The 19,121-nt window shown below is 68.5% G+C and carries 17 protein-coding genes; 1 reads left to right on the top strand and 16 read right to left on the bottom strand.

Translation table 11 applies throughout. The annotated features are described in order from the left end of the window. Positions 1-140: 140 nt before the first annotated feature. The 3 genes from O9280_RS14520 to O9280_RS14510 form a co-directional block, all read right to left on the bottom strand. A complete protein-coding gene (locus tag O9280_RS14520) occupies positions 141-773 on the bottom strand; it encodes an NAD(P)H-binding protein (RefSeq protein ID WP_298344313.1) in 633 nt (210 codons plus the stop codon). A gap of 163 nt (positions 774-936) precedes the next feature. Continuing rightward, complete coding sequence (locus O9280_RS14515) at positions 937-1,545, bottom strand: glutathione S-transferase family protein (protein WP_343228767.1); 609 nt, start codon at positions 1,543-1,545, stop codon at positions 937-939. Between the two features lie 95 nt (positions 1,546-1,640). Beyond that, positions 1,641-2,288 (bottom strand): TetR/AcrR family transcriptional regulator, encoded by a 648-nt coding sequence (locus O9280_RS14510; RefSeq protein WP_298344307.1) that lies wholly within the window; start codon positions 2,286-2,288, stop codon positions 1,641-1,643. 444 nt (positions 2,289-2,732) lie between these two features. Between O9280_RS14510 and O9280_RS14505 the strand changes: the two genes are divergently transcribed. Then, complete coding sequence (locus O9280_RS14505; protein WP_298344304.1) at positions 2,733-3,170, top strand: hypothetical protein; 438 nt, start codon at positions 2,733-2,735, stop codon at positions 3,168-3,170. Positions 3,171-3,572: 402 nt separating this feature from the next. On the opposite strand, the gene O9280_RS14500 is transcribed toward O9280_RS14505, so the two are convergent. The 13 genes from O9280_RS14500 to O9280_RS14435 form a co-directional block, all read right to left on the bottom strand. Continuing rightward, a complete protein-coding gene (locus tag O9280_RS14500) occupies positions 3,573-5,546 on the bottom strand; it encodes a methyl-accepting chemotaxis protein (protein ID WP_298344301.1) in 1,974 nt (657 codons plus the stop codon). Positions 5,547-5,667: 121 nt separating this feature from the next. Continuing rightward, positions 5,668-6,126: a hypothetical protein gene (locus O9280_RS14495; protein WP_298344296.1), complete on the bottom strand. Its 459-nt coding sequence runs from the start codon at positions 6,124-6,126 to the stop codon at positions 5,668-5,670. A 154-nt stretch (positions 6,127-6,280) separates the two neighbouring features. Next, complete coding sequence (locus O9280_RS14490; RefSeq protein ID WP_298344293.1) at positions 6,281-8,710, bottom strand: methyl-accepting chemotaxis protein; 2,430 nt, start codon at positions 8,708-8,710, stop codon at positions 6,281-6,283. A 90-nt stretch (positions 8,711-8,800) separates the two neighbouring features. Then, complete coding sequence (locus O9280_RS14485) at positions 8,801-9,913, bottom strand: chemotaxis response regulator protein-glutamate methylesterase (RefSeq protein ID WP_298344290.1); 1,113 nt, start codon at positions 9,911-9,913, stop codon at positions 8,801-8,803. Beyond that, positions 9,910-10,527, bottom strand: a complete 618-nt coding sequence (locus O9280_RS14480) for a chemotaxis protein CheD (protein WP_298344287.1) — start codon at positions 10,525-10,527, stop codon at positions 9,910-9,912. The genes O9280_RS14485 and O9280_RS14480 overlap by 4 nt, the downstream gene beginning before the upstream one ends. A gap of 10 nt (positions 10,528-10,537) precedes the next feature. Next, positions 10,538-11,344, bottom strand: a complete 807-nt coding sequence (locus tag O9280_RS14475; RefSeq protein WP_298344284.1) for a CheR family methyltransferase — start codon at positions 11,342-11,344, stop codon at positions 10,538-10,540. A 10-nt stretch (positions 11,345-11,354) separates the two neighbouring features. Beyond that, the gene (locus O9280_RS14470) at positions 11,355-11,930 is read right to left on the bottom strand and encodes a chemotaxis protein CheW (RefSeq protein ID WP_298344281.1); all 576 of its coding nucleotides are present in this window, start codon (positions 11,928-11,930) and stop codon (positions 11,355-11,357) included. A 44-nt stretch (positions 11,931-11,974) separates the two neighbouring features. Further along, positions 11,975-14,236, bottom strand: coding sequence for a methyl-accepting chemotaxis protein (locus tag O9280_RS17510; protein ID WP_343228766.1), 2,262 nt, complete (start codon positions 14,234-14,236; stop codon positions 11,975-11,977). A 60-nt stretch (positions 14,237-14,296) separates the two neighbouring features. After that, on the bottom strand, positions 14,297-16,546 hold the full coding sequence (locus O9280_RS14455) for a chemotaxis protein CheA (RefSeq protein ID WP_298344278.1): 2,250 nt from the start codon (positions 16,544-16,546) through the stop codon (positions 14,297-14,299). A gap of 10 nt (positions 16,547-16,556) precedes the next feature. Then, the gene (locus O9280_RS14450) at positions 16,557-16,841 is read right to left on the bottom strand and encodes an STAS domain-containing protein (protein ID WP_298344275.1); all 285 of its coding nucleotides are present in this window, start codon (positions 16,839-16,841) and stop codon (positions 16,557-16,559) included. Between the two features lie 12 nt (positions 16,842-16,853). Continuing rightward, positions 16,854-17,219: a response regulator gene (locus O9280_RS14445; RefSeq protein ID WP_298344272.1), complete on the bottom strand. Its 366-nt coding sequence runs from the start codon at positions 17,217-17,219 to the stop codon at positions 16,854-16,856. Positions 17,220-17,228: 9 nt separating this feature from the next. Beyond that, positions 17,229-17,594, bottom strand: a complete 366-nt coding sequence (locus O9280_RS14440; protein WP_298344267.1) for a response regulator — start codon at positions 17,592-17,594, stop codon at positions 17,229-17,231. A gap of 23 nt (positions 17,595-17,617) precedes the next feature. Next, entirely contained in the window at positions 17,618-18,601 is a 984-nt protein-coding gene (locus O9280_RS14435; protein ID WP_298344264.1) for a methyl-accepting chemotaxis protein, read from the bottom strand. Positions 18,602-19,121: the final 520 nt, after the last annotated feature.

Here is a 19,121-nt window from a genome sequence, read left to right as displayed (position 1 = left end):
TTCCAGGCCGCCAAGCGCCGAGCGCGCGGCTTCGCCAGCTTCGACACGATCAGGACCGTCGTCTTCCTGATCGCAGGCAAGCTCGACTTCGCAGCGGTCAACCCTCATGCCCGGTAACCCACACGAAATTCAGAAGAGCCTCAATTGCTGATGCTCGGAGCTTGGTGGACGTATGCGGACGAAGACACCTGCTCGAGCAGGAAGCCAGCGGCAGACGAGGCGCTGATCGACAGGCCTATGCCCCGGCCGTCGGCACTCACGCGCACCGGCTTGGCGGGGCCTTCCACGATGTTGGGCAGACGGACCGAGATCCACTCGACAGGGCTCGCGCGCAGTGCCGACTCCATGCGGTCCTTGTCCTCGATGATGGGAACGAGCCATCGGAGCAGCAGCGGGATGACCACGCGGTTGGCGAACCACGTGCCGCTTCCGCCGGCCCCGACGTTGGACATGCAGACGATGCGCGTCAGGCCTTGACGCTGCATTGCGTCCAGCACCAGCTGCACGGATTCGGAGACGAGCGTCGTGGGCCGGCCATCGCCCTTGCCGCCGATGCCCAGGCAGTGAATGACGGCGTCAGCACCGCGGACGCAGCGGGCAACATCACTGGCCGCGATCGGGCTTCCTCCGATCACCTCGAGGCGAGGGTGTTTCGTCGTCAGACGGCGGGGATCTCGGACAAGCGCGACGACCTCGTGGCCCCGCGCGAGCGCCTGCTGAACCACGAGACCGCCCGTCAGCCCGGTCGCGCCGAAAACGGCGATCTTCGACATCATCATCACCTCCTCTTCCTCAACAGGCGCAGTCAGTGCGGGCGCTGGTGCCGCGGTTCAGGTGGCATCGCCCGCGCCCGCGATCGCCGTTCCGGCGGCAAGGCCGGAGCCGGTCACACAGCAAGGCGCCAGGTTCGACATCCGCGACTGTCGAGACCCGCCGCTAGGCCCTGGCGCTCGGGCGAGCCGTCACCTCAGAAAACCATCGGGAGAGATACGTCAACTCCGGCGGAATGCGCAGCCCGGTGAACTTGCCCAGCACGCAGGCGCATTGCGCAACGATGTCGGCCATCGAATACTCGTCACCGGCGATGTGCCGACGTCCGGCCAGTTCGCCATCCAACCATCGCATCGTCTGAACGGCGCGACCGCGCGACCACGTGGCCACCTCCGGCACCTGCTCGATGCGCCCGCGGTAGAAGTCATTGCCGTGCCGGAAGGTTTCCGCGATCGGACGTGACAACTCGTTGTCCATGCGCTGCGTCCACATCTCGATGTGCGCCGCCTCGCGCGGGGTGCGGCCCATGAGGGGTGGATCGGGACTCATGGTCTCGAGGTAGCGGCAGATGGCCAGCGACTCGGCGATCGCACTGCCGTCGTCGAGTTCCAGCACGGGGAGCTTGCCCAGCGGGTTCAGGCGCAGGAATTCCGGCTGCGAGTTGGCGCCGCTTGCGGCGTCCACCTCACGACGCTCGATCGACAGGCCCTTCTCGGCGAGGAAGATGCGGACCCGGCGCGGGTGCATGCCGGCAGTGAGATCGTGAAGAATCATCTTTGTTCTCCCAAAGGATGAGTTACGGCGGCCCCATGCGCGCAGGCGGGGGCGGGCGGCCTGGGTCAGCGGGCTGGGTGCGGGCGTTCATGTCGTCACTGCAGAGCGCGGATGACCCGCGTGGCGATGTCGTTCGCAAGCGCGCCCACCTCCCCGAGCGCAGAGGGGACACGCCCCGATCGCAGAGTGGCAGCGCCATGAATCGCACTCCACGCAAACAGCGCGTCCTGGGCGTCGTGTGCGCGCGGGACGACACCGGCCAGGTGCAAGCCCGACAGCGCGGCGGTCAGGTAGTCGTAGGTGTTCCGGCGCGCCAGCGGGCGCGCTCGCGCGCGGTATGCGGCCGCCTTCGAACCGAATATCAGCCGCCACAGGGCCGGCTCGTCGTCGGCAAAGCCCAGGTAGGCCTGCGCCAGCCTGGCAAGGCGCAGGGCCGCTGCCGCCGGAGTCTCGGGCGGACCGAGGACATCGATCGCCTGGGCAAAGCGTGCTTCCAGCCGGTCGAATCCGATGCGGGCCACTTCGGCAAGCAATTCCTCTCGACCGGCAAAGTGCCTGTACACGGCCGCGGGCGTGACGCCCGCAGCCGCCGCGAGCTGGTTCAACGAGAGCCCTTCGATGTCCGGCGCCGCGAGGGCGGCATCGAGCAAGGCCTGCTTCAGGCTGCCATGGTGGAAGCGCTTGGCACCAGCGGGCGATGCCCGCGTCGCCTTTGTCGGAAGGCGTGTCGCGACGTGTGACATGGCTCCATGTTAATACTATTTACTTTGACGTTCCAGTGGCCAGCGCGCAACCGATCCGGATCTGCGCCGAGGTGCGGCGCGAAGTTGGCGCGCCGAGCGGCCCGGCGCTGGGGGCCGCGGCCCGCTTCGACTGGAACAGGGCGATCCCGGCGCATGCACTCGCGCCGCCTCGGCACGCCGGAGGGCGCGGGATCGGGCGACCCGACGCCTTCCTCGAGTGCGGCATCCTGGCCCGCGGCTTCCTGAGGCCTCGCTGCGGCGAGTGCGGCCACGACAAGCTGCTTGACCTTGCCCCTGAATCCCGTAGTGATCATGAGCCCGCTGGAGTTCATGCAGCGGCTGGCCGCGTTGGTGCCGCGGCCGAGGTTGCACCTCATCAGTTTGGTGTCCGCATAGCTTCGCTGCGCGAAGTGATCGGCCCCCCGCTGCGCGAACCAAGGAGTATTGGCCCCGAACGCGAAGCTCAGGCCGCTGGTGGTGCCGCAGCAACCGCCCGCACAAGCGCAAACGGCCAGCGAAGCCGCGGCGCCCGCCGAGTGCGAGGTTCAGATGGTCCCGGCCCGGCCGAATCGCATCAGCTGGGCGCGGCTGCTCAAGCGGGTCCTTGACATCGACATGCAGCATTGCCCGAACTGCGGCGGCGGGCTCAAGATCATCGCGGCCATCCTCGAGCGGCCGGTGATCGAGAAGATCCTGTGCCACCTGGGGCTGGATCCGCAGCCGCCGCCTCGGGGACGGGTGCGCGAGGCGGGGCAAGACTTCGCTGCCCGAGCCGCGCTGACCGTCAAAGACACCTCGCCCCAGGCTGCGCTGACAACCGCAGCCAGGATGGCGCTGCGCCGCATGTCGGCTCGATGCCGATGGACTTTGCGTCAACCCTGATGTTCAGACCCAGCGAGCCCGATCGAACCGAATGGGCCGGCCGCATCCCCACAAGACAACGGTGCAGACGCCAGTTCCAAGCCATCCAGGTCGGCATTGCATCGGCCACCCAGGCGCCACCCATGCGCAGTCGGGCTTCCCAGAGGCTCCCAGAGGGCGTTTGAATTCCCTATGCGCCGCGCTTCGTGGCGCTGGCCGAGCGCCTGTTCCCGCAGGTGCAGGAGAAGCTGCTGGAGCTGTTCGACAAGCTCGTGTTCGGCATAGCGGTGGACCGCAACGGCTACATCGCCTGCCACAACGCCCGCTACAACCAGCCGGAAGCCAAGGTCACGGTTGCGGCCCAAGGCCCACATCAGCGCCGACAGCAGGACAGCCGATCGGTCGCCCGCATCACCCTGACCCTCAGCTCAGCCGAAACTGCCCGATGCGGTAGGCCAGGCTCTGGCCTTGGGCATGGAGGGCGTTCGAGGCCTCGGCCAGTTGCTGCACGCGCTGCAGTCCCAACTCGGCGTCGCTCCGGATGAGCTGCAACTGCTCCAGGATGTGGTTCGACTCCGTGCGACCCTGGTGCGACAGGTTGGCCACGTCATCCATGGCAACGTGGATGTTGTCCACGTGCTGGTCGGCTCGGGACAGCGCATCGCCGGTCTCGTCCACCAGCACCCGGCTGAGCTCGATGTCCTCCGCGGAGCGGCCGACGATGTCCCCGATTCGGCGCACGGCATCGGCCCCTCGGGCGGCGAGGCTCCGCACCTCGTGGGCCACCACCGCGAAGCCGCGTCCCGCCTCGCCGGCCTTGCCGGCCTCCACGGACGCGTTCAAGGCCAGCATGTTCGTGCGGAAAGCGATGTTGTCGATCAGGCGGACGATCTCGCCGATCTCGGCGCTGTTGTGGCGCAGCGAGGCCATGCGCTCACGCAAGCGCTGCATCTGCTTTCTGTTGCGGGCGCTCTCCAGTCTGAGAGCCCGGACCAGCGCCACGACGTTCTCAACTTGGTGCCCGCAGGCAGCCAACTGCTGGGCGTTGCTCTGCACACCCTGGAACACGCTGCTCACCGCCCGTGTCGTGGCCTGATTCCGTTCGGCGATGTCGCGGTTGCCGCCGGCCACCACCTCCGAGGCCTGCTTGACCGCCCCGACGCCCTGCCTGACCGACCCCATCAGGTCGGAGAGTCGCGTCAAGGCCGTGGACATGCTGTTCATGGTGACGGCAACCTCGTCCTGGCCCAACGGGTTCAGCCTCGCACTCAGATCGCCATCCGCCATCCGACGAGCCTGCTGCTGCAGCTGGCGCACCCCGCCTCCCATGACCAGGAAGAAGCAGTACGTCAGGTAGCCCGACAGAAGAATCGCCACCACGAGCGCGACGCACACCTGCGTCCGCATCGCCACGGCCGCGGACTGCCGCTGCCGCAACTGCTCGGTCACCTGCGCCGCCAGGCTCTGGCGCAGCAGGCTCACTTCGGCACTCGCTTGACGATAGGTCTTGCGCAAGGGGGTGAGGTCGGGGCTTGCGCCCGGCAGCATCACGTCGCGCTGGACCATGGCAATGAGGTCGCGGACCGACTTCACCTGCTGTGCCAGGTCACCCCGGCTCATGGTGGCGTGTTGCCGGACCTGCTGTTCCAGTCGCAGGACGTCGGCCAGCGCCATGGCCTGGCGCTGCACGAGCGCGTGCCGGTCGGGTTCGGAGCCGCGGCCTTGGCTCACCCCCTCGTGCACCTCGTGGTGAAGCTTCTCGATGGCCTCTTGCAGCGCGGGAAGCACCTCGGCCGCCAGCTCGCTGGCCGCCTGAAGAGGGCCGTCGCCATGCGACAGCAGGCCCGAGCTGTAGATGACGTGGATGCGCAGATCCTGAAGTGCCGTCAGCGCTGCCTGCCGCAGGCGTTGGCTGGCTGCCGAGTGGTCGATCGGCGCCGCGATGGCGCGGTCGACGTCGACCCGCCCACGCTCCCATGTCTCACGGATGTCGAGGCCGCGATGCAGGGCATCGTGATACGCGCTGCGCAGTGCAGCATCCGCGCTGGTCCTCGCGTCGGGCGGCCTCGGCTCACCAGAGTCCAGCGCTGCGGCCGTCGCAACCAGTTCGGTCTGCAACCCAAGGCTCGCGAGGGCCAGCTCCATGCCCGCAAGGCGCTGGGTGTTGAGCCTTACCTCCTGACTCTGGCCAAGAACCACGTACCCCGCCAGGGGCAGCATCGGGGCCGCCAGAATGCCCATCACAAGCAGCACCTTCGAGCGGATCGTCATCTGCCGCAGACAACGCACACCCGGCGACCAGACTCCGTGATATGCGAAGTACTCGCGGAGCTTGCCCAAGCCGGCCGCAGCTGGCGTGGAAAGGGCAAGTCGCAGCTTCAGAGCGTTCGGGCGCATCGGGACTCCTAGGGTCGAGTTGAGATCGGCCGACGGGATCCCTTGCCGCGTGTCGACCTGGTCAGTGACGGGCACGGTGTTGCCGGCGGAGACATCGGGCCTTCACAGCCGCAGCACCGCTTCATGAGAGGAGGGGCAGCGGTGCCGTCATCGAGGAAGGCGCCAAGCCCGCGCGCGACGCATCGAGTCCCTCCGGCGCGTTGGCCAACCGGAAGCTGCTCACCGTCGCGCCAAGCTGCTGCGCCTGATGGCGAAGACTCTCGGCAGCGGCGGCGCTCTCTTCGACCAGCGTGGCGTTCTGCTCGATCAGGTCGCGACCGATCTGCCGGGGGTTGTCGCCATGGGCGAGGCACTTGCCGTCCAGGCCGTAGACCGCCAGGTAGAGGCCCCGGTCGATCGAGGGACTGTCGCGGTCGCTGATGGCGGCGTAGCCCCTCTCCGCGCCCTGGGCCTTGATGAAGGCCACGGCCTTCTTGACCATGGCCACGGCGTCTTCCCTGGTGGCGTCGGTGCTGCCAAAGGCGGGCATCGCCAGGACCGTGGCCAGCAGCAACGTGGCTGGGTGGGCAGGCTTGATCATGGAAGGCTCGTTCGCGGCGGTGCCGTCGGAGGTCGTGGGCGGGCTGGTAGAACCCGAACTGTGTCGGCTGTATCGGCCCGCCCGGCCGATGACTTGAGCAGCGCTCTGAGAGCTTGCCGGCGCTGCGCCTGCGGTTGGGCGTCGCGCGCGGTGCTCAGGCCACCGCTTCGGCCGTCGGGTGGTCAGGCCGTGCGGGCTCGCTCGCCGGCGGGGGCAGCGGTTTCACGGCCGCGTCGACCGGTGCGCTCCGGTACACGCCGCACCCCAGCAGCGTTTCCTCGTCGAGCGGCACGATCCAGCTTTCCTTGGGCTTGACCCGCTTCGTCAAGGGATCCACGACGGTGTACTGGACCCAGCCGCCACCGGACTCGGCCGCCGCCCACGCGGCTTGGAAGACGGCAGCGTCCAGCCCCTTCGTCACGTTGTACAGCTGCCCGACGTTGTCTGGCTTGGCGCCGCAGGCCACGTAGCGCCCGTCGCGACCCAACGCGAACACGTACAGGTCGCGGTCGATGAAGGCGCCCGCGGGATCGTGGAAGTCAGCGACCGCGCGGTCCCGCCCCACCGCCTGCACATGCGCCAGGGCGCGCTCGACCAGGCTGAGCGCTTCGTCTGCCGACCCCTGCCGCAGGCGAATCGATGACACGGCGTCGCGCAGCCGGTCAGCGCGGGCTACCAGCGCATGCGACGCGGTGGCCGACTGCTCCACGAGCATCGCGTTCTCGCGCGTGATCTCGTCCAGATTGCCCACGGCGTGGGTGACCAGCTGCAGGTCCTTGCTGTGCTGCGTGCTGTGGTCGGAGATGCCGCGCAGCGCGCTCGAGATGTCGCGGACCCCCCGCACCACGGCGTCCAGGCTGCTGCTGGCGGCATCCAGCATCTCGGTCGACTGATGCGCCTGCGCGCCCGTCTCGCCAATCAGCCTTCGGATCTCTTCGGCCGAGTCGGCGCAGCGCTGCGCCAGCTGGCGGACTTCGATGGCCACGACGGCGAACCCGCGCCCGCTGTCCCCGGCGCGCGACGCCTCGATGGCCGCGTTCAGCGAGAGCATGCTGGTCTGGAACGCCACCTCGTCGATCACCCGGACCACCTTGGACACGCGTTCGACGGCGTGCTGCAGCTGCAGCATGGATTGCACGGTCTCCCGCATGGACAGGTGGCCCTGCTCGGCCTGGACCGTCAGGCGCTGAGCGAGCTCGTCGAGCTCGTGCGCGGCTTTGGCGTTCCGCGCCATGTCCACCGACAGGCTGCTGATCGCGGCGACCGAACTGCGCAGGCTGCCGGCCTGCTCGTCGGTCCGGGCGGCCAGGCGCGTGCTGCTGACGCTGACCTGCTGCCCGGTCTGGTTGACGAAGCTTGCGCTGGTGCGGATCTCGGCCACCAGGGTCGACAGCCGGGCGCTCATGGACTCGACGATGCCGCCGATCTCGGCCAGTTCGTCGCGGCCGGAAACATGCAAGGTATGCGCCAGATTGCCGGCCGCGATGGCGGCCGTGCCGCGATGCAAGCGGTCCAGCGAACGGTGGAAGCTGACGAAAAAGGCCGAGATCAGGTACATCATCACCGCCAGGCCGGCCAGCATGACCGCCGTCCGCGCGCCCATCTTGAGCCACAGCAGGCGTTCCCTCTGGGTCTGGTGGGCCTGCAGCCGCAGGATCAGGTCGCGCTGCAAGGCATGGACGAGTGCGAGGGCGTGGTCTCCATCGGCGCGAAAGCGAGCCGCGTCCCCGCCCACGCCGGATGTACCGAAGCGCGCATCCACGTCCCGCATGAACTGCTCCACGGCCGCGCGGGCCGGGGCCGCCGAGCCCGGCGCCTCACCGTCGTGGCGGGCCAGGGCCTCCAGCCGGGCGTGCAGGTTCGCCTGCATCCGGGCGGCCAGTTGGCCGACGGCCAGCACCTGTGCGAGCTCGGTCATGCTGACCCCCTGCGTGGCCAGCGCAGCGCCACCCAGTGCCACCGTCCTGGACAAAGCCTCGGCGAGCTGCGGGTCGACGTTCACCAGCAAGTCGATCATCTGGTAGGCCACTGCATCGTCGTTCAGGACCAGCCCCGAGACCTCGGCCACCAGCCGCATGTGCAGAATCGTGGCATCCAGGAGTTCGGACTGTGCTGTGAAGCCACCTCCGGCGCCCCCGGCGCTGGCATTCAGCCGCTGATGCAGGGTCTGCCAGGGCTCGCGGGCCGGGGCCAACGCCTCGGCGGCCATGGCCTGGTCCAGCGCGGGCAGCGCCTCGTCCACGACGCGCCGGCTCGCGGCCAGGTGGTGTGCCGGATCCTGCGTCGGCGAGACCGGGTCGGCCATCGCCTGCGCGCGCTGCAGCTGCAGCTCGGGAACGATCCTGACCAGCAGGCCCAGCGCCTGCAGACCCGCGGTCTCTCGCTCGGCCATGTCGAGCTGCCGCCACAGGTCGCGGAGGCTGAGCGCTCCCAGCAGCAGCAGGGGAACCGTCATCAGAACCCCCAGCAGCGCCAGCTTGCTGCGCAAGCGCAGGCGGATCATCAGCCGCTCGCCGGGCGCCATGGCCTGATGGATCCGGGCGTAGGCCCAGTGGGTATGGCGGTTCTGGGTGCGGTCGCTCATGTAGGCGGTGACGGTTGGGCGTCGAAGCGCGATGCTGGCTCTTGAGCCATCCCGGCATCGGTGCGAAAAGCGGTAAAGCGCACTGGCTGTTCAGGGCCCGGCAGCAGTGACGGCGGTGGTGGCGGCCGCGTGGCCCGCCGCCTGCAGCCAGCCCGGCACCTCGTGCAGCGGCACCACATCGGCGGCGGCACCCAGCCGGATGGCCTCGCGGGGCATGCCGAAGACCACGCAGGTGTCCTCGTCCTGTGCCGCGGTGTGGGCGCCGGCCTGACGCAGTTCAAGAAGACCCCGCGCGCCGTCGTCGCCCATGCCGGTGAGCAGAACGGCGGCGGCGTTGGCGCCCGCGTGGTGAGCGACGCTGCGGAACAGGACGTCCACGCTGGGCTTGTGGCGGTTGACCAGCGGGCCGTCCCGCACGGTGACCAGATACTGGGCGCCGCTGCGCACCAATTGCATGTGACGGCCCCCTGGAGCGATGAGCACGCGTCCGGGGATCACGCGGTCGCCGTCGCGCGCTTCGCGGACGTCGAGCTCGCACAGGCTGTTCAGCCGGGCGGCGAACGCGGCGGTGAACGACTCCGGCATGTGCTGAACGATGACGATGCCCGGTGTGGTGCGGGGCAGGGCGGTCAGCACGCTCTCGATGGCCTGCACGCCGCCCGTGGAGCTTCCGATGGCCAGTACGCGGTCGGTGGTCTCGGCCATGGCGCGGAGTGCGGCGGGCAGCGGTGCGGCTGGCGGACGCTTCAGGGCGCCGGCAGCCGGCGAGCCGGCTGCCGGCGGCGGCGACTTGCGCACGCGGGCCTGGGCCGCCGTGCGCACCGCGGCGACCAGGCCATTGCTGGGATCGCCGAGAAAGTCGCGCAGTCCTAGCTTGGGTTTGGTGACGAAGCTGACCGCGCCCTCGGCCAGCGCCTGCAGCGTGGTGGTGGCTCCCGCTGCGGTGAGCGTGGAGCACATCACCACGGGGGTCGGCCGCTCGCTCATGACCTTGCGCAGGAAGCTGATGCCGTCCATGCGCGGCATCTCCACGTCGAGCACGATCACGTCGGGCCAGCGTGCTTCCATCTTGGGCCAGGCGAACAGGGGGTCGCTCGCGGCGGCGATGACCTCGATGCCTGCCGCGGTGAGCGTGTCGGCCAAGTGCTTGCGCACCACGGCCGAGTCGTCGACCACGATCACGCTGATGCGACGTTCGTTCACGTTCTGCTCCGATGAGGACTGGACTGCAGGTGGGGTTGCGGCGCCGTGCCTTGGCCCCGGCGCATGGTGACCTCGCCGGTCGCCAGCGTCAGCACCACGGTTCTTGGGACGTCTTCGCCCACATCGACGCCGTGGATCTGGAAGCCGTAGCGGTCGACCAGGTTGAAGCCCTGCTCGATGTTGCGCTCGCCCACGTTGAACTTCAGCGAGCTGCCTTCGGGCATGGTGTCGGCGCCGCCGTACAGATGCGCCTGGAAGTCGGCTGGCGCGCATCCGGTGGCGCGCAGCATGCTCACCATGGCCTCCAGCGCCTCGTCGCCGTATCGGCCGTCGAGCGGCTCGTCCTCCTTGCGCTGGCGCGAGGGCAGCAGGAAGTGGCACATGCCGCCCAGCCGCCGTTCGGGGTGCCACAAGGTCACGGCCAGGCACGATCCCAGCAGCGTGCGCAAGGTCGCTGCATGGCCGCCGAAGTGCAGCTGACCCGGCATCAGCGTCAGGTGCTCGCCCGGGCGTGCCGGGATCTGCGAGCGTCTTGTGTGCGCGCAGGCTGCGGAGTCCGTGCGCACGCCGCCGCGCGAGACGCGCTCGGCTGCACGTGCCATGCGCAGCGCCAAGGTCGTCCGTTCAGGCGCGGACATGGATCGCGGTGGCCAAGGCCCGCACCGGCAGGTTCAGCGTCGACAGCGACTCGGCATGGCCGGTGTAGAGCACCCCGTCGGGCTTGAGCTGCTGCAGCACGCGTCGCACGATCTGCGACTTGGCCTCGTTGTCGAAATAGATCAGCACGTTGCGCAGGAAGATCACGTCGAACGTCGGAAGCTGCGGCAAATCGGCCATCAGGTTGCCCGGCAGGAAGTGCACGCGCTGCCTCAGCGCTTTGCTCACCAGCAGATCGCCCCGGTGGTTGCCATGGCCCTTGAGGCAGAAGCGTCGCAGGTAGTCAGGCGGCACCAGGCGGGCGCGCTCCATGGAGTAGACGCCGCGGCGCGCGCTGTCGACCATGGCCGTCGACAGGTCGGTACCCCACACCTGCCAGGGACCGTCGCCCAGCTGGTCGGCCATCAGCATCGCGACGCTGTAGGCCTCTTCGCCGCTGGAGCTGGCGGCACTCCACACACTGAACTCGCCGCCGCCCGCGGCCTGGTGCGCCTGCAGCCGCTCGGCCAGATCATTGAAGTGCTGGGGCTCGCGAAAGAAATAGGTCTCGTTGGTGGTCAGCCTGTCGATGACGCGGGTCATCTCGGCGGCCGGGGCGTGGCCGCGCACTAAGCGCTCGACATAGACCTCGAGGTCGTCCACGCCGGCCTCCTGGGCCAGGCGCTGCAGGCGACCGGCGACCAAGGCTTCCTTGTTGTCGCCCAGGCGGATGCCCGACGCTTCATGGAACAGCTGCGTGACGGCCTCGAAGGCTTTACGCGACAGCGCGGTCATGGGCAGTCCTTCAGTGCGTGCGCCAGGCGGCGATGGCGTTGGAGAGCTCATCGGCGGCCAGCACGTGCTGCAGCGCCAGCACGCCGATCAGCTGCCCGCCCGAGCGTGTGATGCCCCGCAGGAAGCCCGGGGCTACGCGCGTGCCGAGCGCGGGCGCGGACTCGACTTCGTGCGCCGCACGGTCGAACACCTCGTACACCGCGTCGACCAGCAGCCCCACGGTGAACGGTTGGCCGGGGCCGTCTGGGTCGTTGCCAGCGGCGTTGGCCGGGGCCGCGTCGGTGGCGTCCACGACCACGATGCACGAGCGGCGCCCGGTCACCGTGGCGGGGCCGCCCAGCCGCGCCGACAGGTCGATCACGGGTACCACGGCGCCGCGCAGGTTCATCACGCCACGTACGAAGTCCGGCGTGCGCGGCAGCGGGGTCAGGCGTGCGACCTGCAGGATCTCGCGCACGTCGTCGATCGAGACGGCCAGAGCTTCGTCGCCCACCGACATGCGCAGCAGCGACAGCGGCGCATCGGAGTCATGGCCGGTGCCGCCCGGGATGGCAGTGGACGGCAGGGAGTTGAGGGGTTGGAGCATGGCGTTCAGCGGTGTGCGGGGCGTGTCGACGCCCCGGGGTTGGCTCAGAAACGTCCGAACGCGGCCTCGTCGACGGTGTCGTCCGACAGGGTGGGCGCGGGTCGCGCGGCAGCCTTCGTGGCATGACCAAAGCGCAGAGCGCCGGATGCGGGTGGCGCCGCGCGCGTGGCGCGCGGCCGCGCCGCGCCGGCCCGTGACAGCGGGCCTGCGGCCTCGGTGCCGTCGTCGGCGAGGCGGAAGAAGCTCATCAACTCCTGCAGCTGTTCAGCCTGGGCCGACAGCTCCTCGGCCGTGGCGCTGAGCTCTTCGCTCGCACTGGCGGTCTGTTGCGTGGCGCTGCTGAGCTGGCTCATGGCGCCCGTGATCTGCGCGACGCCGTCGCTCTGCTCGCCGCTGGCTGCCGCGATTTCCTGCACCAGCTCGCTGGTCTTCTGGATGCCAGGGACCATGCCCGACAGCAGCGTGCCGGCCTTCTCGGCAAGGCCCACGCTGTGCGAGGCCAGACTGCCGATCTCCTGCGCAGCCACCTGGCTGCGCTCGGCGAGCTTGCGCACCTCGGCGGCCACGACCGCAAAGCCCTTGCCGTGCTCGCCGGCGCGCGCGGCCTCGATGGCGGCATTCAGCGCGAGCAGGTTGGTCTGGTAGGCGATGTCGTCGATGATGCTGATCTTGGTGGCGATCGACTTCATGGCTTCCGCCGTCTGGCCGACGGCGGCACCACCGTCGGCGGCTTCCTTGGCGGCCTTGGTGGCGATGCCATCGGTGACGTTGGCGCTTTCGGCGTTGCCCTTGACGCTGGCGCTGATCTCCTGCAGCGAGGCGGTGGTCTCCTCCACGCTGGCCGCCTGCTGGCTGGCACCGTGGCTCAGGCTCTGGCTGGTCTGGGTGACCTGCCCGCTGGCGGCGCTGAGCTGGTTGGCTGCGGCGCGCACCTCGCGGATAGTGCCGCTGACGGTGTCGACGAGCTGGTTGAACTTCCCACAGAGGTCGGCGTGGAAGGCTTCCTTGCCCTCGAGCGCGATGCGGCGCGTGAAGTCGCCCTGGGTGGCGCCGTCGACGGCGGCACCAATCTCCTCGGCGACTTGGCTCGCGGCGCGGGCGGCCGACTCGGTGGCGGCCAGCCGCTCGCTGTCTTCGACCCGGCGCTGGCGCAACTGGCCCTGCATGTCGGCCAGCCGCTGCAGGAGCTTCGCGGCCTCGTCGCGACCGGTCGTGGCGATCGGGAACTCAAGGTTGCCCTCCCCCACTGCGTTGGCCGCCTCCACGGCGTGGCCCAGCGGCTTGGTGACCGAACGCGAGATGGCGAAGCCCAGGCCCACGGCGACGGCGCCCAGCCCAGCCAGCAGCGCCAGCAGGAGATTGCGTGCCTGCTGGGTTGCCTCGATGCGGTCGCGAAGCTTGTTGTCGAGTGCGGTGGCCGTCTCGTCGAGCAGCTTGTACTGGGCGTCCAGGGCCTGCGTGCCGGCGCGGAAGTAGTCCATCGGGGTCAAGGACGACTTGGTGCCGCTCAGCAGTTCCTTCTCGACCAGCTTGAAGAAGCGGTCGGACTCCGCGGCCGCCGTCACCACGTTGGCCAACTGCGCCTTGAGGCCCGGATCGATACTGACCGCCTTGTCGATCTGCGCGGTCGCCCTCGAGCGAAGGTACTGCGCCTGCTCTGCAAACAGCGCCAGCCTAGCCCGCTCGGTGCTGGTGATCTCCTTGGCCGCCAGCATCTGCGCGCCCATGCCTCGGGTCATGGCCAGCACTTCGGCCAGGCGCGGCAGGTGGTCCACCATGGCCGTCATCAGGTAGTAGGTCTCGGACACCGGGTCCAGCGAGAGGCCTGAAGCATCGGCCACCTGATCGATCAGGGTGATGTTGGCCTGCACGAGGGCCCCGTGCGCCGCCCAGCTCTCGGCCGGCGTGATGCTGCGGCTGTCGACCTGCTGATGCAACCGGTCCCAATCGTTCTTCAGCGCCTTGGAGCTGTCGACCGGCAAGGTGTAGGCCAGGTCGACCATCTGCTTGTTCAGGGTCGCAAGGGCCGTTGCGACCTCGGTGGCGCGGACCTTGCGGTCGCCGTCCGAGGCGGCGTTGCCGCCCAGCACCATCCCCGAGTAGCCACGGTGCGTCTGCAGGCCCCGCTGCAGCGCGACGGCGGAGCGAACGGGGCCGATGCCGGCTTCCTCACTCTTGGCTACGGCGATCTCGGCATTGCGCGCCTTGATCACATGATAGGTGGGCACGGCGGTCATGACCGCGCCGATGATGCCCAGCGTGGCGAATTTCTGCCACAGCTGCATGGAACGAAGGATGTGTTTCACGGCAGTCCTCTCTGGGGTACGCGTTGGGTGCGGTAAAGATTTGGGAAGGGCTGCACCGGCTCATTCGCCCCGAATGGGACTGATGGCGGTGGCAGGAGCGGGCGTGGCGGTACGGGCGCGGGCGCCGGTAGAGCCGGGCCGGATGGCCGCGGCCAGCAGGCCCCGCATGTCAAGCACGAGCGCCACGTCGCCCGAGCCCAGGATGGTGGAGCCGGCCAGAGCCTCCAAGGGCTTGAAGATGCCCGCCAGCGGCTTGATCACGGTCTGGTGCTCGCCCAGCAGCCGATCGACGACAAGGCCGATGCGCACGGCGCCTTGGCGCACCACCACCAGGCTCCGACGACCCCGCACAGCGTCAGCGGTTGGTTCAGCGCCATAGAACAGAGCCAGGTCCAGGTAGGGCAGCACTTCGCCCCGAAGGTCGAAGGTGCCGGCAGTGCGGTCGGGGTGCTCTTGGCACTCGTGCGGCAGGTCGATGCACTCACTCACCACCGACAGCGGCAGGACGTAGTGCACGCCGCCCACCAGGGTGAGGAATCCGTCGATCATGGCCAGAGTCAGTGGCAGCCGGATCTGCGTCGTGGTACCCCGCCCCTCGGTGCTGGCGAGGCTGATCTGGCCGCGCAGCGCCTCGATGTTGCGCTTGACCACGTCCATGCCCACTCCGCGACCCGAGATGTCGGTCACCTGCTCGGCGGTGGAGATGCCCGGCGCAAAGATCAATTGCCAGACCTCGGGGTCGGACAGCGCGGAGCCATCCGCCACCAAGCCTCGCTCCACGGCCTTCTTCATGATGCGGTCGCGCGCAAGGCCCCGGCCATCGTCGCTGACCTCGATGACGATGCTGCCGGCCTCGTGATAAGCGTTCAGACCCAGCCGGCCGACGCGTGCCTTGCCGGCGGCGGTGCGCTCGTCCGGGCCCTCGATGCCGTGGTCCAGGCTGTTACGCACCAGGTGCATCAGCGGATCGCCCATGAGTTCGACCATGCTCTTGTCGAGCTCGGTATCGCCCCCGGTGACGATCAACTCGATCTCCTTGCCCAGCTGCTTGCTGATGTCGCGCACCACGCGCGTGAAGCGGCTGAAGGTCTCTCCCACGGGCACCATGCGCAGGCTCAGGGCGCCGTCGCGCGTGGCCTGTACCAGGTCGCTGACGCGCTGCGCGGCCTCCAGGAAGCTCGCGCTGCCCTCGGCGTTGGCTGCCATCTGCGCACCGCTACCGGCAATGACGAGCTCGCCGATCAGGTCGATGAGACGGTCGAGCTTGTCGGCACGTACCTTGATGAAGCGCGCCTCATCACCGCGGCGGCCTGTGGCTGATCGGCGGTCCGATCCGCTGCCACGGCGCTCGAGCGCTGAGGGGGTTGGCGCGGAGAGCGCAGCCGGCGCGGCTGTTGCCATCTCGGCGGTCTCCGGTGCCGCGGCCGCGAGTGGGGCTTCGTCCGTTTGCAGACTGACACCCTGGCGGTGCCAAATGGCTCGCAGTGCAGCGGCCGCCGTGTCGTCGCCGCCGCATCGTTCGGTCAGCAAGGCCTCGTACTCGGCCACTCCGGCGTCCGGCGGCAGGATGGCCAGTGCACAGTCGTCGAGTGCGAACTCGAAAACCTGTTCGATGTCCTGTCGGTTCCGTTCGGTCAGCAGGCGCAGCTCGAAGCCCAGGTTGCAGGACTCGGCGTCCAGTGCGGCCAGCGGGGGTACGGCGTCCGTCAGGGTGTGCACATGGACCACGCGGCCCAGCTTGCCCAGATAGCGCAGGAAGGCCAGCGGATCGAGGCCGTTGCGCAGTGCGTCGGGACCGAAGCGCAGCGAGATGTGCCACAGGCCTGCGCCGGCGGTCTCGTCCTTGGATGCGGCGGCCGTGGCTGTCGACTCGGCGGCGCCCTCGCCATGGTCGGCGGCGTCGCCGCGGCGCAGCTGCTGCAAGCGTTGCCCCAACGTGACACTGCGCGCCCGTACCTCCGGGTCGCAGGCCCCGGTCCGCACTTCGTCGATGAGGGCCTCCATCTGGTCGCGGCCCTCGAGAAGCGCCGCCGAGATGGCGTCGCTGACGGCCAGGTCGCCCGAGCGCAGCGCTTCCATCAGCGTCTCGACCTCGTGCGTGAAGGACACCACCGCGTCGCAGCCGAACAGTCCTGCAGTGCCCTTGATGGTGTGTGCCGCTCGGAATGCCGCGTTCAGGTTCTCGGCGTTACCGGGGTCGCTTTCCATCACCAGCAGTGCGGCTTCGAACTGTTGCAGCATGTCGGCGGCTTCGTCCAGGAAGCCGGCCCGTGCGGCAGCAATTACTTCTGCGTCGTCGTCGCTCGTCATGTTGTACTCCTCAGGGCTTTGCAGGCTTGAGCAGGTCGCCCAGGCCATAGATCGCCAGCGCATCCCGCACTGGGGCGCTGGCCGCGTGCAGGTTGAGCGAGTCGCCGCGTGCGGCCAAGCTGCGACGCGCGGCCAGTAGCAGCTGAATGCCACTGCTGTCGAAGTCGGAGACGCCGCCTAGGTCCAGACTCAGTGGTCCTGCACGGTTCAGCGCTTCGACCAGCTGGCTGCGTACAGCGGCAGCGACTGGCATGGTCATCTCGGGGCCGAGGGCCAGTAGGTGGGTTGTCGACATGGTGGACCTGGTTCAACGGCACAGCCGCTGCACGGCGGTGACCAGCTGCGTAGGGGTGCAGGGCTTGGCCAGGATGCCCTGGGCGCCCATCTGGCGGGCCGACTCCTTCACCTTCTTGCGGGTCTCGGTGGTCAGAATCAGCAGCGGCGTGAACTTGTAGCGCGGGTGTACGCGTAGCCAGCGCAGGAAGGACAACCCGTCCATCCGTGGCATCGCCAGGTCGCTGACGATCAGGCCGAATGGCTGACCGTCGAGTTTGTCCATCGCCTCCTCGCCGTCGCCGGCGTCGACCACGCTGAAGTTCTCGCGTTCCAGCGCGCCGCGCATGAGCGTGCGCACGCTGGGAGAGTCGTCGATGAGCAGGATCGTCCGTGTCATGATGCGGAGTCAGACGCAGAGCTTGTTCACGGCGTCGACCAGTTGGCTGGGCTGGAAGGGCTTGGTGATCCATGCGCGGGCGCCTGCAGCCTTGCCCTCGGCCTTCTTGGCTTCCTGGCTCTCGGTGGTGAGCATGATCACTGGGATGAACTTGTACGAACCCGTGGTCTTCAGATGCCGCAGGAAGGACAGCCCATCCATGTTGGGCATGTTCACGTCGCAGACGATGAGGTTCAGCTTGCGCCCGTCCAGCTTGGTAACGGCGTCCTGGCCGTCCACCGCCTCGACGGTCTCATACCCGGACTTCTGAAGCGCCAGCTTGACGACGGTGCGAAAGCTGCCGGAGTCGTCAACGATCATTACGGTCTTGCTCATGGGTAGGTTGCCTATGGTCTGGATCAGAAGAACTCGACGCTGGCACTGTTGTTCACGTGCACATTGCCATGATGGGTGGAGCGCTGTTCTTCCATCGTGTAGCTAGCCTCCAGAGCTGCCAGCCACGCGGCTGCATCGGTCTGGGTGCAGCGGGGGTTCTCGGCGACCCAGCGTGCGAAACTCACCATGTCGTTGCTCACGATGCTCAGCATCTGCGACACCCGGTCACCGAACTGGAAGTTCACGAACGCCGTCTCGAGCTGTTTCCCAAGTTCGCGGCTGGTATCGCGCAGCGACTGATTGCCCGACAGCGATTTGCCAAGCGAACCGAGCAGCGCGCCCAACGCGGCGCGGGCGCAAAGGTCTATCTCCATCCGGAGTTCCTGCATGCTCGTGTCGGCGGCTTCGAAGCCCCGACGCGGGCCGGAGATGCTGCCCAGCAGTCGCGCCACCACCTGCTCGATCTGCTCGCCCGTCTCGGCCATTCGGCCGGCCAGCGCCCGCAACTCGCTGGCCACCGCCAGGCTGCCGCTGTCCGCGCGGCCGCCTTGCTGGCGATTGGCCTCAATCGAGGCGTTGAACGCCACCAGCCGTGTGCTGCGACCGATCTCGCGAGTCTGCTTCGCCAAGCGCTCCAACTCCCCGATGGCATCGACACATCGGCCGAGTTCCGCGAGCATGGTGTCGCGCTCCTCGAAGGCTCGACGGCTGGCCTCGGTGAGCGCGTCCAGCGCACCCGACTCGCGGCGCAGTGCTTGGTCAATCGCACCGGGCTCGGCACCAACCTGCAGTGAGTCCAACGTCCGGCCCAGATCCTCCAAGCACCCTGACGTCCGGCTGAACGAATCAAGCAGTTCCTGAAGCCCGCTCGAGACGACGTCGCGGGTCGCCTCCATCTGCCGCGCCCACACCGGGACAACCTCGGTGACCATGACCTCGGCGCCGACACGACCCGCGGCCGGAGCGCGAGCATCCGGGGTTGGCGCGTATGCCGGGGGCTCAACCATGATCGACGGCTCCGCAACTGTCCGACGCTGAAGCAGCAACCAACCAGCTGTCGCGCTGGCAAACGCCGGCAGCACGACCCATCCGCCAGGCCAGGCCAACAAGGGCCCAGTTGCCAGCAGAGCCCAGCCCAACAGGGTTCTGAGAGGCCAGCTGGCCAAGCCTGTGCCGGGTGGATGCGTGGTCTCGTGATTCATGTATCGATAGGAAAGGTGCCGCGCCGACACGCAGTGGGATGCGCTGACGCTGCAGCACGAAGGGGACGAGTGGGTTTTCGGTTCGCGCCAGCGCTGCTGTAGGCACGGTCGCGTGAGGCGCGTGCAGTTGTCACGTGTTGCCGAGGCCCAGCGCAGACTGGCCGAACTGAACCGCCCCGGATTCTGAGGAGGCTCCTTCGATTGAGAATGGAGCCAAGATGAGGAAGTCCCCGAAGTTTTCCCCCGAGGTGATCGAGCGCGCGGTGCGCATGGTGTTCGACGCCAAGGACCAGTACCCGTCGCAGTGGGCGGCGATCGAGTCGAT

The sequence above is a fragment of the Silanimonas sp. genome, from assembly GCF_027531545.1.
GTDB lineage: Bacteria > Pseudomonadota > Gammaproteobacteria > Xanthomonadales > Xanthomonadaceae > Silanimonas.
Note: the sequence above shows the minus strand (reverse complement) of the source record. Positions and strands in the feature narration are given on the sequence as shown.

Coding starts and splice junctions, on each gene's coding strand:
- O9280_RS14520 (WP_298344313.1), bottom strand. CDS start 773: ATGTCGAAGATCGCCGTTTTCGGCGCGACCGGGCTGACGGGCGGTCTC.
- O9280_RS14490 (WP_298344293.1), bottom strand. CDS start 8,710: ATGAGCGACCGCACCCAGAACCGCCATACCCACTGGGCCTACGCCCGG.
- O9280_RS14440 (WP_298344267.1), bottom strand. CDS start 17,594: ATGAGCAAGACCGTAATGATCGTTGACGACTCCGGCAGCTTTCGCACC.
- O9280_RS14500 (WP_298344301.1), bottom strand. CDS start 5,546: ATGCGCCCGAACGCTCTGAAGCTGCGACTTGCCCTTTCCACGCCAGCT.
- O9280_RS14495 (WP_298344296.1), bottom strand. CDS start 6,126: ATGATCAAGCCTGCCCACCCAGCCACGTTGCTGCTGGCCACGGTCCTG.
- O9280_RS14475 (WP_298344284.1), bottom strand. CDS start 11,344: ATGACCGCGCTGTCGCGTAAAGCCTTCGAGGCCGTCACGCAGCTGTTC.
- O9280_RS14470 (WP_298344281.1), bottom strand. CDS start 11,930: ATGCTCCAACCCCTCAACTCCCTGCCGTCCACTGCCATCCCGGGCGGC.
- O9280_RS14455 (WP_298344278.1), bottom strand. CDS start 16,546: ATGACGAGCGACGACGACGCAGAAGTAATTGCTGCCGCACGGGCCGGC.
- O9280_RS14435 (WP_298344264.1), bottom strand. CDS start 18,601: ATGGTTGAGCCCCCGGCATACGCGCCAACCCCGGATGCTCGCGCTCCG.
- O9280_RS14450 (WP_298344275.1), bottom strand. CDS start 16,841: ATGTCGACAACCCACCTACTGGCCCTCGGCCCCGAGATGACCATGCCA.
- O9280_RS14445 (WP_298344272.1), bottom strand. CDS start 17,219: ATGACACGGACGATCCTGCTCATCGACGACTCTCCCAGCGTGCGCACG.
- O9280_RS14515 (WP_343228767.1), bottom strand. CDS start 1,545: ATGATTCTTCACGATCTCACTGCCGGCATGCACCCGCGCCGGGTCCGC.
- O9280_RS14510 (WP_298344307.1), bottom strand. CDS start 2,288: ATGTCACACGTCGCGACACGCCTTCCGACAAAGGCGACGCGGGCATCG.